Below are 15,069 nucleotides of genomic sequence, written 5' to 3'. Positions count from 1 at the left end.
ACACAAATAACGCAAACCATTACACGACGAGATAGTTTTTACAATTAAACAATATGTTAAAAGAACAACAACATACCCCCATGATGACGCAATACCTGCAAATCAAGGCAGGTTATCCAGACATCCTGGTGTTCTATCGCATGGGTGACTTTTACGAACTTTTTTATCATGATGCCGAAAAGGCTTCTCGCTTACTCGGCATCACTTTAACGGCGCGCGGCCAATCGGCAGGCCAGCCCATTGCGATGGCCGGTATTCCGTTCCATTCTGCCGATCAATACCTGGCCAAACTGGTCAAGGCGGGGGAGTCTGTTGCCATCTGTGAGCAGGTTGGTGATCCGGCCACCAGCAAAGGGCCGGTTGAGCGCAAAGTCATGCGTGTCATCACGCCCGGCACGCTGACCGACGCCAACCTGCTGCCCGACAAGGCTGATCAGATTTTGCTGGCGCTGTTACCGGCCACCAAACAGCAAATGGCAGGCTTGGCCTGGTTAAATGTTGCCAGTGGTGAACTGGTCTTGAGCGAGCGCCCTGCTGCGCAACTCATGGATACGCTTGAACGCTTGGCACCAGCAGAAATTTTGTTGCCCGATGGCAGCGAGCTCAATCCCACACTACAAGCCTTGCTTGAACAATTGCCGCTCACTCGTTTACCGGGCTGGCAGTTTGCTACGGATGAAGGCGAGCGTTTGCTCAAAGCGCAATTGGAAGTCGGTTCACTGGCAGCTTATGACTGTGATGACAAGGCACCAGCCATTGCAGCGGCCGGAGCGCTCCTGCACTATGCGCGACACGCTTTGGGCAGCGAGCTATTACATGTCAAGACACTGAGCGTGCAGTCTGATGAGCAATTCATTGGTTTGGATGCCGCCACCCGACGCAATCTGGAAATCACCGAAACTCTGCGAGCTGACAGCAGTAATGGCGCAGTGGACAAAGGCGCGCTGACACTGTTCAATTTGCTCGACCATTGTGCCACCGCCATGGGTAGCCGCCTGTTGCGTCGCTGGCTGCATGAACCGCTGCGTAGCCAGGCCGCTGCACAAGCCCGTCACATGGCTATTACCGCATTGCAGGCACTGGATATTGCAGCCCTATTAAAAACCTTGCGCGGGATAGCCGATATTGAACGGATTGCCACGCGGGTAGCCTTGAAGAGCGTACGTCCGCGTGAACTGGCGGCACTGCGCGACAGTCTGTTGTGCCTGCCCCATGTCGCCAGCCATTTGAGGGAAGTGGCATTGCCACAATCATTACTTGCTGATTTGACCACTGCCCTGCAAACCGTACCGGACTGTTTGCCACAACTGCAAGCTGCCATCGCGCCCGAACCCGCCACCCAGGTGCGTGATGGTGGTGTGATCGCCCGTGGCTTCGATGCCGAGCTGGATGAACTCCGCGCCCTGGATGAAAACTGCGGCGCTTTCTTGGTTGAGCTGGAAGTACGCGAAAAAGCCCGTACCGGCATCAGTAATTTGCGGGTTGAATTTAACAAGGTGCATGGCTTTTATATTGAAGTCACTCACGGGCAGCGCGATAAAGTGCCCGATGATTATCGTCGGCGCCAAACGCTTAAAAATGCCGAGCGCTTTATCACGCCCGAGCTCAAAGCCTTTGAAGATAAAGCTTTGGCCGCCCAAGAACGCGCCTTGGCTCGCGAAAAGCTGCTTTATGAACAACTATTGGTGCAACTTGAATCTGCCATTGCGCCGTTAAAAAACATTGCCCAGGCGCTGGCCACAATCGACACGCTGGCTGCCCTGACTTATCACGCCACACTCTATAACTGGTCACGCCCAAGCCTGTCACCTTTAGATGGCCTGCACATTACTGATGGACGCCATCCGGTGATCGAAGCACGCTTGGCTCACAGCGCCACGCCCTTTGTACCCAACAGTTGTGTGCTATCTGAAAGCCAGCGTTTTATGCTTATCACTGGCCCTAATATGGGTGGTAAATCTACTTTTATGCGACAGGTAGCCTTGATCACGCTGCTGGCTTACGCAGGTAGTTTTGTACCAGCCGGCGCCGCACAACTTGGTCCGATTGACCGGATCTTTACGCGCGTAGGTGCCTCTGATGATCTGGCGCGTGGGCTCTCTACCTTTATGGTGGAAATGACTGAGTCGGCGGGAATTTTGCATCGTGCTACCCGACAATCGTTGGTCTTGATGGATGAGATTGGTCGTGGCACGTCCACCTTTGATGGCTTGGCACTGGCTCAGGCTATTGCCGAACACTTAATGAAGGCGGCACAAAGCTATACGCTTTTTGCCACGCACTACTTTGAGCTGACGACCTTGCCGGAGACCTATCCGCAAGCCATCAATATGCACGTAGCGGCGATTGAGCATCAACATCACATTGTGTTTTTACATAGCCTGCGCGAAGGCCCAGCATCAAAAAGCTATGGAATAGCGGTCGCTCAACTAGCAGGCTTGCCTCGTGAAGTGATACGACAAGCTAAAAAACATCTGATTCGCCTGGAAGATCAGGCTGCCAGAGTAGTAAGGCCGCAGCTTGACCTATTTGCCAATCCGCAGGTCTTGCCAGCAGTACCGACACAGACAAATCTTGACACAAAAAATGACATTAGCCAGTCATTAATTGATGCTATAAACGATCTAGATCCCGATGCCCTCACCCCGCGTGAGGCACTCGATGCCCTTTATCGTTTACGTCAGTTACTCCATTCTTCGTCATGAAATCTTTGTTGTTATGCAGTCTGCCCTTATTGGGCGGATTGCTGTTTGGATCGTTGTCTTCAACAGCACAGCCTTTGACTGATAAAGAACCCCATATCAATCCATCGGCTGACAGCACCAACAAACCCCTTGCTTTTAGCTTTGCCGCAATTGGTGACGCACCTTATGACAAAGGTGATGAGCGTTTGCTGCGCGATGTGATTGACGACATGGACAATCAGACCCTGGCTTTTGTGGTGCATGTCGGCGATATCAAGTCCGGTAGTGAGCCATGCTCGGATACCTTGCTGGAAACACGGAAAGAGCTGCTCAATAGTTCTAATCATGCGTTGATTCTCGTTCCTGGTGACAATGAATGGACCGATTGTCATCGTAAGGCCGCTGGCAGCTATGATCCGATTGAGCGCCTGAATCGGCTGCGCGAGCTGTTTTATGATGACGAATGGTCACTGGGCAAAAATCGAATTACCCTAGTTCGTCAAAGCGACGTTGCCCGCTTTCATAGCTATCGAGAAAACGTCCGCTGGGAACAAGGCAATATTCTCTTTGTGGGCATTAATCTGCCCGGTAGCAACAATAACTATCTACTTGAAGCCGGACGCAATGGTGAGTTTGAAGAACGCCTGATCGCCAATCATTGGTGGCTCAGCCGTGCCTTTTCGATTGCCAAACAAAAACATCTGGCGGGCGTGGTGGTAATTGCTCAAGGCAATCCTTTATTTGAAAATTCATTATTTTCCATTCATAAAGACGCCAGCGTCAGTCGCTCCAAATTGCGTGCCAGCGCCGCCCGAGATGGTTATGCAGAATTCAAGGAATTGCTGGCTGACTTAAGCGTTGATTATGCTCAGCACAGCAATGGCAAAGTCTTGTTCATTCATGGTGACACGCATCATTTTCAAACCGATCATCCACTCAAAGATAGTGCAGGCAAAGCACTGCCCTATTTCACTCGCCTGGAAACTTTTGGTGCACCATTTGTCAATAACTGGATCAGGGTGACGGTGGATCCAACAACTGAAACACTGTTTCTGATTGAGTCACATCATGTCGGCGAAAGCAGGCAGTTGCCATAAAAATTTATTTTTTGCGACGCACAACAAATCAAGACAACATTCCTAGAACAAACCCTAGGAAAGAAAAATTCACAATCCGTGGTGATCTAAGTTATGATTGTCGTTCACGAACAGAAAATTCCATCTACATGAACATCCCACGAGGAGATCATCATGAGCATGAGTTTTACCCTGAATGTTCCTACCGCCACCCAAGCACGCATTGAATCTCTCGCAGCAGAATTAAATCGTCCAGCAGAAGACGTCGCTACTGAAGCACTTGAAAATTATGTGATGGCCATGCATCACTTTGACAACATCATGTTCGTCAGAATGATGCGCGCTGACACGGGTCACTTCGCACCTGATCAAAGTATTGTCGAGTTTTTTTCAGCACACAGCCTGAATGCCTAATAAAAGCAGGAATTTGTATTGATGGGATTGACGTTGCATTATCTTTCCAACGCCTTAGAGGACTTGCGCAGTCTGCATAATTACCTAAGCCAAAATGATTCGGGCCAAGCGAGTCTGGTGATGGATTGTCTGCGCCAACAGCACTTGCAGTTGGCTGAGGGCGGTGTTGTCGGTAAACCCAGTCATTTGCCCAACCTGTTAGAGTTGCCCTGCCAGTCACATCCCTATATGACCATCTATCGTTCTCGTGATGAGACTGTAGAGATATTGGCCGTCGTTCATGTGACTCGGCAGTGGCCCAATTAGATCACCTTAAATATAGTCCCCAGGTGTATTAAATCAGTCTCAGTATTCAAGCACTTAATCAGCCAGTTTAGCCATATACTCCCAAATATTTAATGAAGTGTGCGCTGTGTCGGTTGTTGCAGCGGGATTTCATCATCCTCTTCATTATCGTCACTGTCCACACCCAGGACGGTGAAAGGATGATTCTCTCCGTCCAGTGCCTGTTCCTGATCAATTTCTTCCTGAGTAGCTTCTCGTACTTCGATCACATTGATCGCAAAACGCAGGGCCATGCCTGCCAGCGGGTGGTTACCATCAAGCACCACTTTATCTTCGACAATATCAGTCACCGTGTAGATGGGTTGATCTTCTTCAGCAAACTCGCTCCCTTCATCTTCAGGCAAGCCTTCGAACTGCATACCAACGGCCATTTCGGGGGGAAACTTATCGCGCGGTTCAATACGCAAAAGATCGGCATCATAATCGCCAAATGCGTCTTCTGGTTCAAGATGCAAATGGACTTTGTAACCTGGCTCCTGACCTTCCAGCGCTGCTTCAATTTTTGGCAAAAAACCTGCATAACCACCATGCAAATAGCTCAGCGGTTCATCTAATTCTTCGATAATCTCACCATCGGTATTTTTCAACGTATAGGTGAGCGAGACCACTGTATTTTTGGCAATTTTCATCTTCTTAACTCCGTATGACCGACAATTATAGACTTTTTGTCCGACTACAATAGCCTTCATCCAACCTAACCGCTGACACCACATCGCTTCCATGACCCACATCCTGACCCAGCTCGGCCACATTTCCGTAGAACAATTCATGAGCCAGTACTGGCAAAAAAAACCCTTGCTGATTCGCCAAGCCTTTCCGGCCTTGCAAGACGATAGTCATCCTTTACGCCTGTCGCCCCAACAACTTTTTGACTTGGCCGCCCAGGATGATGTGGAATCTCGCCTCATTACCCACTTTCGCAAGCGCTGGGAAGTAGCACATGGCCCATTTGAAATCGATGAACTGCCAGAAACACGGCAAAAAAACTGGACTCTATTGGTACAAGGTGTCAATTTGCATAACCCCCAAATTGCCGCATTGATGCGCGCTTTTCGTTTTGTGTCCGACACCCGCCTTGACGATGTCATGATCAGCTATGCCACTGACGGCGGCGGTGTCGGCCCGCACTTTGACTCCTATGACGTCTTTCTATTGCAAGCCCGCGGCCAACGTCACTGGCAAATCAGCGCACAAAAGAATCAGACCCTGCGCGATGATGTGCCACTCAAAATTCTGGCTGATTTTGTCTGCGAAGAAGAATGGACGCTCGAGCCTGGCGACATGCTCTACCTGCCACCTCACTATGCCCACAATGGCATTGCCAAAGGCGAGTGCATGACTTACTCGGTGGGCTTTCGCGCACCAGGCCTATCCATGCTGAGTCAGCGCTTCCTGGAGTTTTTTGCTGAACATTTAGAGGCAATCACGGATCAGGATCGCACCTACAAAAATAAAGATGAAAGCCTCACCAAAACACCCGCCAAATTACCGCAAACCATGATTGACACAGTCAGCAAACAACTGCGCAGGACACGTTGGAATAAGGATTTAATCGAGCAATTTCTGGGGCAATTCAATAGTGAACCCAAAAGCAATGTGTTTTTTGATCCACCCGCAAAAACCATGAGCTTAGTGCAATTTGTTAAAACTCTGTCCAGACAAGGCTGTCATTTGCACGATAAATCTTTGCTGCTGTATCGTGGACAACGTTTTTATATCAATGGCGAACCGATCATCTCAAGCGCACCTTACTTTACTCGAGCCCTCAAGCAACTAGCCAATGAACGTCATCTGCCCGCCCTTCAATTCGCTCAGGCCGTTGATATCGAACCAACTGCTGACCAAGCCCTGCTTGAGCTGCTTTACGACTGGTACTGTGCTGGTTGGCTGTCCTGTGGATCTTTGCTGCAGCTTGATCTCCCCCTAATTTCGTGAGAGCAGACAATGACAACACCACTGCAACGCTTTGAAGGCCGCAAGGAATTTCATGCAGCATTATTTGCCATGCTGACCACGCTGCAAAATAATCCAGCTGATGAAAATGGCCTACCACGTTGTGAAACTCTGATGTTGATCGATAAGGATTTCATTAACTGGCCACTCGGCGACAAGACTTTTTGTGAGTTGCTGGAACAGTTTTTACGACAGTTTAGCTATCGTCGCCTGGAACTGCTGGCTCATGACTTTGGTCATCTGGAAAAACAGTTACCGCGATTTCACGCACTACTCCGGTTATTTGCACATGCCACCCAATGTCGTCACACCAGCGAAGAATATCGACAACTGCCAGACCGCTACCTGATTACCAATGCTGGGCACTTGGTACGCATTACGCACCCCCAATATTTACGCGGCGAAACCTTGTATCCAAGTAATATCGATGATCTGAAAGCCAATCAGGTTTGGCTTTCACGATTTAGGCAGCTTTATGATGCTGCCGAGCCAATACGTCTTGGTCTGCCGGTATTTGATTGAAATATTGTTAATCGACCACCCAAAGTCGTCTTTTATGTTTAATCGAGCAGCAATCGCTTGCCCTGTGTCAACCAATGGGTACACAGGGGAGTTATTTACAGCTATAATCTTGAGCTGGGTTACATTAGCTCTCGTGTTGTCAGATTGACCCATACATTGGCTGCCCAAGACAGTCATTGCAAGAAGGCACGACAGTTACCAAGTTTTTATTATTCGTTTCATTTATCAAAAAATTAACCTTTTTAAGGAAGAAGCCATGAAAAAGTCTCTCCTCGTCGCAACCTTGCTGGCAATTGCCTTGGCTGCTTGTACTAAAAAAGAAGAAGCTGCTCCAACAACTGAAGCGCCTTCCGCAGTTGACGCAGCCAAAAACGCTGCTGGCGCTGCTGCTGATGCAGCCAAAGAAGCCGCTGACAAAGCTGGCGAAGCTGCTGGCGCCGCTAAAGACGCAGCTGGTGCTGCCGTTGAAGCCACTAAAGATGCTGGCGCTGCTGCTGCTGAAAAAGCTGGCGAAGCTGCTGGTGCTGCTACTGAAGCCGCTAAAGATGCTGCTGCCAAAGCTGGCGAAGCTATGGACGCTGCCAAAGACGCCGTTAAGAAGTAATCACCACGTCTTAATAAAAAAAGCCGACTTTATGTCGGCTTTTTTTATGTCTCATGCTTCTGCAATCCATTAAACCGTTATATTGGCTCCATCAAGCCAGCGCCAACCAGTCAAATCCCTCATCCTGACAGGCTACAGCTACCTGAGTCATGGTCACCTGCTTAAGTGCACGGTCCAAAGTTGCCCGTACCAGCTCAACCGAATTATTTTGCCTGGAAAGATGCGCCGCCACCACGTGTTGCAGGCAGGATTGATCAATCGCGTTCAATACCTCTTCAGCCGCCTGATTGGAAAGATGTCCATACAAACCACCAATGCGGTGTTTGAGCGAAGCCGGGTAATTGGAATTGACCAGCATGTCCACATCGTGATTGCATTCCAAAACCAGCGCATGCACACCATGGAGTTGTTCGGCCAGATGCCGCGTGTAGTGGCCCGCATCGGTCAAGACGCCTAAACGATGCTGACCATTCGCAAACACAAACTGCAATGGCTCACGCGCATCATGAGGCACCGTATAAGGCTGCAACTGCAACTCGCCAATCTCAAGCAACTGACCAGCATGACAATATTTTGGTGCTTGATGAAATTGACTGTGTCGAGTGGGGTCGCTCCCCAACCATGCCGCAAAGGTGCCATAACTGCCCCATAAGGGCTTTTGGTAACGCGCACAGAACTTCACCGCGCTGCCAATGTGATCAGCATGTTCATGCGTCACGACGACAGCGGTCAAATCCTCAGGCGTCAGATTTAAACGAGCCAGGCGCCGAGCGGTTTCCTTCACGGAAAAACCGCAATCGAGCATGACCCGAGTTGTACCGGACTCGACAATGAGTGCATTACCCTCACTGCCCGAGCCCAGGCTGGCAAAACGCAGTATCGACAACGCCTTGCCTTGCCTTTATTTCAGTTGCTGTTGAAGGATCGACAAAATCTGTCCCTCATTGCTGGCAGCCTTGGCTTTTTCAGCGCCTGCCAATGGTATGACTGCGACTCGGGTTTTCTCGCCACCACTCTTCACTTCAACACGATACTTGCCACCATCCTTGATGTCTTTATCCGAGCCACTCCGTGAAAACAGCCGCCCAAAGAAACCTTTTTCATCTTTTTTATCACCCTGCAAATCTGGATTAGGCGCAATGTAGCGAACATAGTAAACACCTTGTGAGCGATCCCGATCCTCTACAGTAAAGCCGGTACGATCCAGTGCCAGACCAATACGACGCCAGGCGCGGTCGAAGTTTTCATCGACTTCAACGAAGTTACCTTCAGCACCATTCAGCAAGCGTGCGCGATCAGGTGTTGCAGTGGCTGCTTTGGCCTTGGCTTGTACTTGCTCACCACCCAGAACAACCATCAAACGCGATAAAAACTCGGCTTCGAGCTCTGGATCGGATGGCCGTGGTTGCCAAACAGTCCGCTCTTTTTGAGCACCTTCAACCACTTCAATCATGCCACGATGACTGACAAAAATTTCCGTCTGACCATTCTCTGCACGTTCCAGTCGAGTACGGTAACGATCACGCTCTCCGGTTGAATACAAGCTGTCAAACAAACGACCAATGGTGCGGCGAACGACGTCTTGCGGCAATTTCGCGCGATTCTCGGCCCAATCCGTTTCCATGATGCCCAATTTAGGCTCCTCAGTCACGATAATCAAACCACTATCTTCCCAAAACTTTTTGATCTTGGGATAAAGCGTTTCTGGATCAGCTTTAACCACCAGCCAACGCTGATTACCGGCACGTTCAAGGCGAACATCTTCACTGGTAATCGGTGCCACTGTTGCGGCACTTGAAGTGGTGCTGGTGCCACCAGGATTGGCATTAAAAGCAGATAGACTGGCTGTGCCACTATCTGGCACCGCATAACGAGTATCGGCCTGTACCTGTGTCAAATCTGGTGGTACATCCAGGGTACGCTGTTTATTGGTACGAATGCTTTTATAGGCGACTTTGTCGTTATCCAGTGTTTCGTTGATGGTGGAACAGCCATTGAGCAGACCCGCTGATGCCAGCAAGAGGATGATCAGGGAGGACGTGCGCGATAGTCTCATTGTCGATATCTTTTTTAATTGAAATGGGTCGGACAGGGCAAGCCTGCGATTAGTTCAGCAAACCGGCACTTTGCAGGGTCGAGCGCAACAAATCATGATAGGACGGTGCCAGATTGACTAATGGCAAACGAATCCCGGAGGACATTTTGTCCATTTGCTGCAAAGCCCATTTGACGGGTACCGGATTGGGTTCAACAAACAGGTTCTTGTGCAAACCGAGCAATTCAAAATGAATCGCACGAGCAGTGACCACATCACCCGCCATGGCAGCCTGGCAGAGCAGATGCATTTTGCGCGGTGCCACATTGGCGGTCACAGAAATATTGCCTTTGCCCCCCATCAGCATCAAGGCAATCGCGGTCGCATCATCACCGCTATACACAGCAAAATCAGCAGGCACATCGCGAATCAAAAAACAACCGCGTTCCAGATTACCTGTTGCATCCTTGATACCAACAATCCCTGGCACAGCTGACAAACGCACCACGGTGTCATGTGCCATATCAGCGACAGTTCGGCCGGGTACATTATATAAAATCACGGGTAGATCCACACTCTCGGCAATCTTTTTAAAATGCTGATACATGCCTTCCTGGGTGGGACGATTGTAATAAGGCACGACCTGCAAGCTGGCATCGGCGCCCACTTGTTTGGCATAGCTGGTCAGCTCAATCGCCTCAATCGTAGAATTACCACCGGTGCCCGCGATGATCGGAATCCGTTTGGCAGCGTGTTCAACGGCCACCTTGATCAGTTCGCAATGTTCGACCACCGTGACAGTGGGCGACTCACCCGTAGTGCCAACCACCACCAGGGCATCGGTGCCTTCGGCGATATGCCAATCAATCAGCGCACGAAATGCGGGCCAGTCGAGACTGCCGTCTTCAAGCATCGGGGTAACAATTGCAACTATGCTGCCAGTAATCATAAATAGTGTCTTGAGTAGTGACTTGATTTAAGCAAAACAGCAATTCTACTGAATTCGCTCACGGGTTGAAGAAAACGCGGTGATTCATGCCTTTATTTATATCTATATCGACTACGCGATCAAGAAAAATCCAGGCCCATCGCCTCACGCACATCACGCATGGTTTCCTGTGCGACCTTGCGTGCCTTATCACAACCATCGGCAATCATGGCACGCAACAATGATGGATCATCCAGATAAGGCTGTGCCCTTTCATGCATGGGTTCCTGTTCCTTGATGATGGCATCGATGATGGGCTGCTTGCATTCCAGGCAACCAATGCCAGCGCTCTTGCAGCCGGTTTGCACCCATTGCCTGGTGTCTTCATTGGAGTAAACCAGATGAAATTGCCAGACCGGACAACGTGCCGGATCACCCGCATCGGTACGGCGCACGCGTGCTGGGTCGGTTGGCATGGTACGCACTTTTTTATTGATGCTTTCAGGTGCTTCACGCAGAGCAATCGTGTTGCCGTATGACTTGGACATTTTCTGGCCGTCCAGACCTGGCAATTTGGAGGCTTCGGTCAAAAGAACCTGTGGTTCCAGCAAGATGATCTTGCGGCCACCCTCCAGATAACCAAACAGTCGCTCACGATCACCCATGGACAGACTTTGCGAGTCATGCAGGATGGCGCGCGCCTGCTCCAGCGCATCATCATCGCCCTGCTCCTGATATTTGGTGCGCAATTCCAGATACAGCTTGCCGCGCTTGCCGCCGAGTTTTTTAACAGCGTCCAATGCCTTTTCTTCAAAACCTGACTCACGGCCATAGAGGTGATTGAAGCGACGCGCCACTTCACGGGTCATCTCAATATGGGGAATCTGATCTTCGCCAACCGGCACGTAGGTGGCCCGATAAATCAGGATGTCGGCGGCTTGCATGAGCGGATAGCCCAAAAAACCATAGGTGCCGAGATCCTTTTCCTTGAGTTTTTCGATCTGATCTTTATAGGTTGGCACGCGTTCCAGCCAACCCAGAGGCGTACCCATGGCCAAGAGCAAAAACAGCTCGGCATGTTCAGGCAAACGACTTTGAATGAACAAGGTGGCCTGAGCGGGATCGATCCCGACGGCCAGCCAGTCAACCAGCATGGACCAGACCGACTCCTCGATCATTTCGGGAGATTCATAATGAGTCGTCAGGGCATGCCAATCGGCCACAAAGAAAAAGCAGGGATATTCAGCCTGCAGCTTGACCCAGTTTTTAAGGGCGCCGTGGTAGTGACCGATATGCAGCGACCCGGTTGGGCGCATGCCTGATAAAACGCGTTCCTGAAACATGATCTAAAAAGAGTTCGGGTTATGGATAATCAACAAGCCTTGAGTCAAAGCTTGAAAATCAGATCAAGAAATGAAAAGCCTAAAAACATCAATGGATTGATGAAGAACGATAAGGTATGGGTGGCCATCAGAAACAACAGGATGAAAAACCCATAAGGCTCTACTCGCGACAATTGCCAAGACAATTTATGCGGCAATACACTGATCAACATCCGTCCACCATCCAATGGTGGAATGGGCAATAGGTTAAGCGCCATGATGACAATATTGACCATCACACCGGCTTGCGCCATCTGGATGAAAAAACTTTCCTGCAAACCCACCAAGGCCTGAAACTTGAAAAAAACAACCCAGAGCATGGCCATCAGCAAATTGGAAGCAGGTCCGGCAGCGGCCACCCAGAGCATATTTTTCTTGGGGTCGCGCAAATTGCCAAAGTTAACCGGAACGGGTTTGGCCCAGCCAAATAACACCGGCGGCCCGCCCGTCACTTTGGCGAGAATAAACAAGGCCAGCGGAATCAGGATCGTGCCGACTGGATCAATATGCTTTAAAGGATTCAGGCTGACACGCCCAAGCACATAGGCGGTGGAGTCGCCAAAATAGCGTGCTGCAAAACCATGCGCGGCCTCATGCAGGGTAATGGCAAAAATCACCGGCAGTGCATAGACTGCAATCGTTTGAATAAGGGAAGAATCCATAGCCGCTCATTCTATCAGGCTGCAGGCCGATTCTGCAGTTTGTTCACAGCGGTATCTAAGCAATTGGCAAGATGGCAACCGCAGTGACATGACTTTTGCGGACAACCTATTTGAGCAGTTTTACTGTGCCCCACTTTTTTTGGCCCAATAGCTGACCCAATCTCCTGAGGAGATAAGCACGCCATTGCCAAGCCGATTGGGGTTGATCTGATACAGCAAGCACGAGCGTGTGTGACCATCTAATTCGAGTGAAATCCAGCGCTTGAAGTATTCGCTATCAGCTGAGTCATTGATTTCTTCAATCTCATCGAGTTTGACAATCAATGCAGCTGGCACACGATAGACTTCAACCGTCACCGCTTGGGCAGCTTCATCCATATAGGCGGGGTCATCGCTATAACCAGGATACCAACCCAGATCAAACAAGGCACCAGGTAGCTGTATCTGGGTCACGAACTCGGCGGGTGGCAAATTAGCCATACGCAGCTGGGTGATGTCGTTGGCCTGGCCACGCCGTAGCGTGCCGTAGACCAGCACCCACACCGTCGATGCCGGGCTTGATGGCATGTCGGATTGATCGTTTTGTTTTAAATCACTCATCTCACCATGATACGCTCGATTGGCGTCCGCAGTTTTTACCAAGACATCAGGACGGAAATATACTACCCAGCAGTAATTTATTTGAATCAATAAATACGCACTTAACAAACCATTATTAGCACATACACCGTCAAAAAACCGACTATTTGGTCATTTTTTGACTTAAAAGCCTAACTCACTCCTCAATCGACAAACCCAGTTTTTGCCAATCCCCAAGCCCGGCACGGGTGATGACCGGACTGGTCCCGGTCATATCAATCACGGTGACCGGTTCGTGCGGGCAAGCACCACCATCTATCACCAGATCGATCAATTTTTCATAACGATCACGGATGACTTCGGCTTCATTCAAAGGATGGGTTTCGTTTGCCGGAATCAGCGTGGTTGCCAGTAGCGGCTCACCCAATTCGGCCAGCAAAGCCTGTGTGATGGCATGCTCAGGCACGCGCAATCCGATGGTTTTGCGGGAAGGATGCGATAAACGCCGTGGCACTTCCTTGGTCGCCTCCAGAATAAAAGCATACGGTCCTGGTGTAGCGAGTTTTAACAGGCGATATTGAGCGTTATCCACCTTGGCAAAGGTGGCCAGCTCGGATAAATCACGACACAGCAAAGTCAGATGGCGTTTTTCATCCATCCCACGAATCTGTCGCAAACGATCGGCTGCCGCCTTGTCATCGAGATGACAGACCAATGCATAACTCGAATCGGTAGGAATGGCCAGCACCCCACCCTTGCTGATAATGTCGCAAGCCTGTTTGATCAGGCGCGGCTGAGGGTTCTCGGGATGAATCGTAAAAAACTGGGACACAACAAAACCTACTTAAAAATTCAACATGATCAATTCACAACGATATCCTGAAAGACACCGACTCGCATGAATACAAACATACCTACAGGTCAATTGACTGCATTGACCCAGCATTACCAGTTATGCCAGATCGGCACCACTGAATCGGGCAAAGGTGGCAAGGTGCCGAGCTCGACATGCGACTCGCCAGGCGCATGAAAATCAGAACCTCGCGAAGCCAAAAAACCAAACTCATTAGCCACCTTGGCATAGCGTACATATTCTTCTTTGGTATGGCTACCCGTCACCACTTCAAGCCCCACGCCACCCAGTTCTTTAAAGGTACTGTACAAAACGTAAGTTTCCAGATCACTCAGCTTGCGATAACGCGCTGGATGCGCCAGTACCGCCACACCACCCGCCTCACGAATCCAGGTCACAGCCTGCGTCAGGGTGGCCCAGCGATGGGGCACAAAACCCGGTTTGCCCTCAATCAGATAGCGTGAAAACACTTCGCGGGTATCACTGCAAACGCCCGCTTCCACCAAATAACGGGCGAAATGAGTGCGCGAAATCAACTCGGGATTGCCCACATAAGTCAGCGCACCTTCAAAAGCATCGGCAATGCCTACTGCCGCCAATTGTGCCGCCATTTCATGCGCGCGCTGACTGCGTCCTGATCGGGTATGTCGCAAACCTTCCTTGAGGGCTTGATTGTCAGGATCAATCTGCAGCCCGACCACATGAATCGTTTCATTGGCCCAGGTGACCGAAATTTCCACACCACTGACATAGCGCAAGCCAATTGACTCAGCCACTCTTTTGGCCTCTTGCTGACCCGAGACTTCATCATGATCCGTCAACGCCCAGATTTCGACACCATGTGCCTTGGCCCGATAAGCCAATTCATCTGGCGCCAGTACCCCATCCGATTCGGACGAATGACAGTGCAGATCGACGTTCATTCGATGGGGATCCGGATAAGTCAGCAATGGCGCGTTGAATTGAGTCATCCAGACATTTTACGCGCTCGGGCAAATCACGTCTGCCAACAATCATGCTCCGACACCCTAA

16 protein-coding genes are annotated in these 15,069 nt (G+C 50.2%); 7 read left to right on the top strand and 9 right to left on the bottom strand.

Annotated features, from left to right (window positions below):
- Positions 1-53: 53 nt before the first annotated feature.
- The 4 genes from mutS to ACMYR3_RS04375 all read left to right on the top strand — a co-directional run bounded on the left by mutS (position 54) and on the right by ACMYR3_RS04375 (position 4,480).
- Positions 54-2,705, top strand: coding sequence for a DNA mismatch repair protein MutS (mutS, locus tag ACMYR3_RS04390; protein ID WP_424194885.1), 2,652 nt, complete (start codon positions 54-56; stop codon positions 2,703-2,705).
- Positions 2,702-3,781, top strand: a complete 1,080-nt coding sequence (locus ACMYR3_RS04385) for a hypothetical protein (protein WP_424194883.1) — start codon at positions 2,702-2,704, stop codon at positions 3,779-3,781. Before mutS ends, ACMYR3_RS04385 begins: the two co-directional genes overlap by 4 nt.
- Before the next feature lie 153 nt (positions 3,782-3,934).
- Positions 3,935-4,174: a CopG family ribbon-helix-helix protein gene (locus tag ACMYR3_RS04380; RefSeq protein ID WP_424194881.1), complete on the top strand. Its 240-nt coding sequence runs from the start codon at positions 3,935-3,937 to the stop codon at positions 4,172-4,174.
- A 21-nt stretch (positions 4,175-4,195) separates the two neighbouring features.
- Positions 4,196-4,480 (top strand): type II toxin-antitoxin system RelE/ParE family toxin, encoded by a 285-nt coding sequence (locus ACMYR3_RS04375; protein ID WP_424194879.1) that lies wholly within the window; start codon positions 4,196-4,198, stop codon positions 4,478-4,480.
- Between the two features lie 89 nt (positions 4,481-4,569).
- Here the strand turns inward: ACMYR3_RS04375 and ACMYR3_RS04370 are convergent, their stop codons facing one another.
- Positions 4,570-5,148 carry an FKBP-type peptidyl-prolyl cis-trans isomerase gene (locus tag ACMYR3_RS04370; RefSeq protein ID WP_424194877.1) on the bottom strand — a complete coding sequence of 193 codons (579 nt, stop codon included), beginning with the start codon at positions 5,146-5,148 and terminating at the stop codon, positions 4,570-4,572.
- A 91-nt stretch (positions 5,149-5,239) separates the two neighbouring features.
- Here ACMYR3_RS04370 and ACMYR3_RS04365 point away from each other — a divergent pair, with 91 nt between their 5' ends.
- From ACMYR3_RS04365 to ACMYR3_RS04355, 3 genes are all read left to right on the top strand, one after another.
- Positions 5,240-6,454: a JmjC domain-containing protein gene (locus ACMYR3_RS04365; RefSeq protein WP_424194875.1), complete on the top strand. Its 1,215-nt coding sequence runs from the start codon at positions 5,240-5,242 to the stop codon at positions 6,452-6,454.
- 9 nt (positions 6,455-6,463) lie between these two features.
- Positions 6,464-6,994: a hypothetical protein gene (locus ACMYR3_RS04360; RefSeq protein WP_424194873.1), complete on the top strand. Its 531-nt coding sequence runs from the start codon at positions 6,464-6,466 to the stop codon at positions 6,992-6,994.
- A gap of 256 nt (positions 6,995-7,250) precedes the next feature.
- A complete protein-coding gene (locus tag ACMYR3_RS04355) occupies positions 7,251-7,598 on the top strand; it encodes a hypothetical protein (RefSeq protein ID WP_424194872.1) in 348 nt (115 codons plus the stop codon).
- Positions 7,599-7,689: 91 nt separating this feature from the next.
- Here the strand turns inward: ACMYR3_RS04355 and ACMYR3_RS04350 are convergent, their stop codons facing one another.
- The 8 genes from ACMYR3_RS04350 to ACMYR3_RS04315 all read right to left on the bottom strand — a co-directional run bounded on the left by ACMYR3_RS04350 (position 7,690) and on the right by ACMYR3_RS04315 (position 15,008).
- Positions 7,690-8,475 (bottom strand): MBL fold metallo-hydrolase, encoded by a 786-nt coding sequence (locus ACMYR3_RS04350; protein WP_424196358.1) that lies wholly within the window; start codon positions 8,473-8,475, stop codon positions 7,690-7,692.
- Between the two features lie 24 nt (positions 8,476-8,499).
- Positions 8,500-9,654, bottom strand: a complete 1,155-nt coding sequence (bamC, locus tag ACMYR3_RS04345; protein ID WP_424194870.1) for an outer membrane protein assembly factor BamC — start codon at positions 9,652-9,654, stop codon at positions 8,500-8,502.
- Positions 9,655-9,703: 49 nt separating this feature from the next.
- Positions 9,704-10,582: a 4-hydroxy-tetrahydrodipicolinate synthase gene (gene dapA / locus ACMYR3_RS04340; protein WP_424194868.1), complete on the bottom strand. Its 879-nt coding sequence runs from the start codon at positions 10,580-10,582 to the stop codon at positions 9,704-9,706.
- A gap of 119 nt (positions 10,583-10,701) precedes the next feature.
- On the bottom strand, positions 10,702-11,904 hold the full coding sequence (locus ACMYR3_RS04335; RefSeq protein WP_424194866.1) for a tryptophan--tRNA ligase: 1,203 nt from the start codon (positions 11,902-11,904) through the stop codon (positions 10,702-10,704).
- A gap of 44 nt (positions 11,905-11,948) precedes the next feature.
- The gene (locus tag ACMYR3_RS04330) at positions 11,949-12,605 is read right to left on the bottom strand and encodes a site-2 protease family protein (protein WP_424194864.1); all 657 of its coding nucleotides are present in this window, start codon (positions 12,603-12,605) and stop codon (positions 11,949-11,951) included.
- Between the two features lie 120 nt (positions 12,606-12,725).
- Positions 12,726-13,205: a gamma-glutamylcyclotransferase family protein gene (locus ACMYR3_RS04325; protein ID WP_424194862.1), complete on the bottom strand. Its 480-nt coding sequence runs from the start codon at positions 13,203-13,205 to the stop codon at positions 12,726-12,728.
- A gap of 175 nt (positions 13,206-13,380) precedes the next feature.
- The gene (locus ACMYR3_RS04320; protein ID WP_424194860.1) at positions 13,381-14,016 is read right to left on the bottom strand and encodes an L-threonylcarbamoyladenylate synthase; all 636 of its coding nucleotides are present in this window, start codon (positions 14,014-14,016) and stop codon (positions 13,381-13,383) included.
- Between the two features lie 113 nt (positions 14,017-14,129).
- A complete protein-coding gene (locus ACMYR3_RS04315) occupies positions 14,130-15,008 on the bottom strand; it encodes a 3',5'-nucleoside bisphosphate phosphatase (protein ID WP_424194858.1) in 879 nt (292 codons plus the stop codon).
- Between the last annotated feature and the right edge of the window lie 61 nt (positions 15,009-15,069).

It is taken from the genome of Ampullimonas aquatilis (assembly GCF_049675895.1).
In the GTDB taxonomy this organism is placed as follows: Bacteria; Pseudomonadota; Gammaproteobacteria; order Burkholderiales; family Burkholderiaceae_D; genus Ampullimonas; species Ampullimonas aquatilis.
The sequence above is the reverse complement of the archived record's forward strand: the minus strand, read 5'-3'. Positions and strand labels throughout refer to the sequence as shown.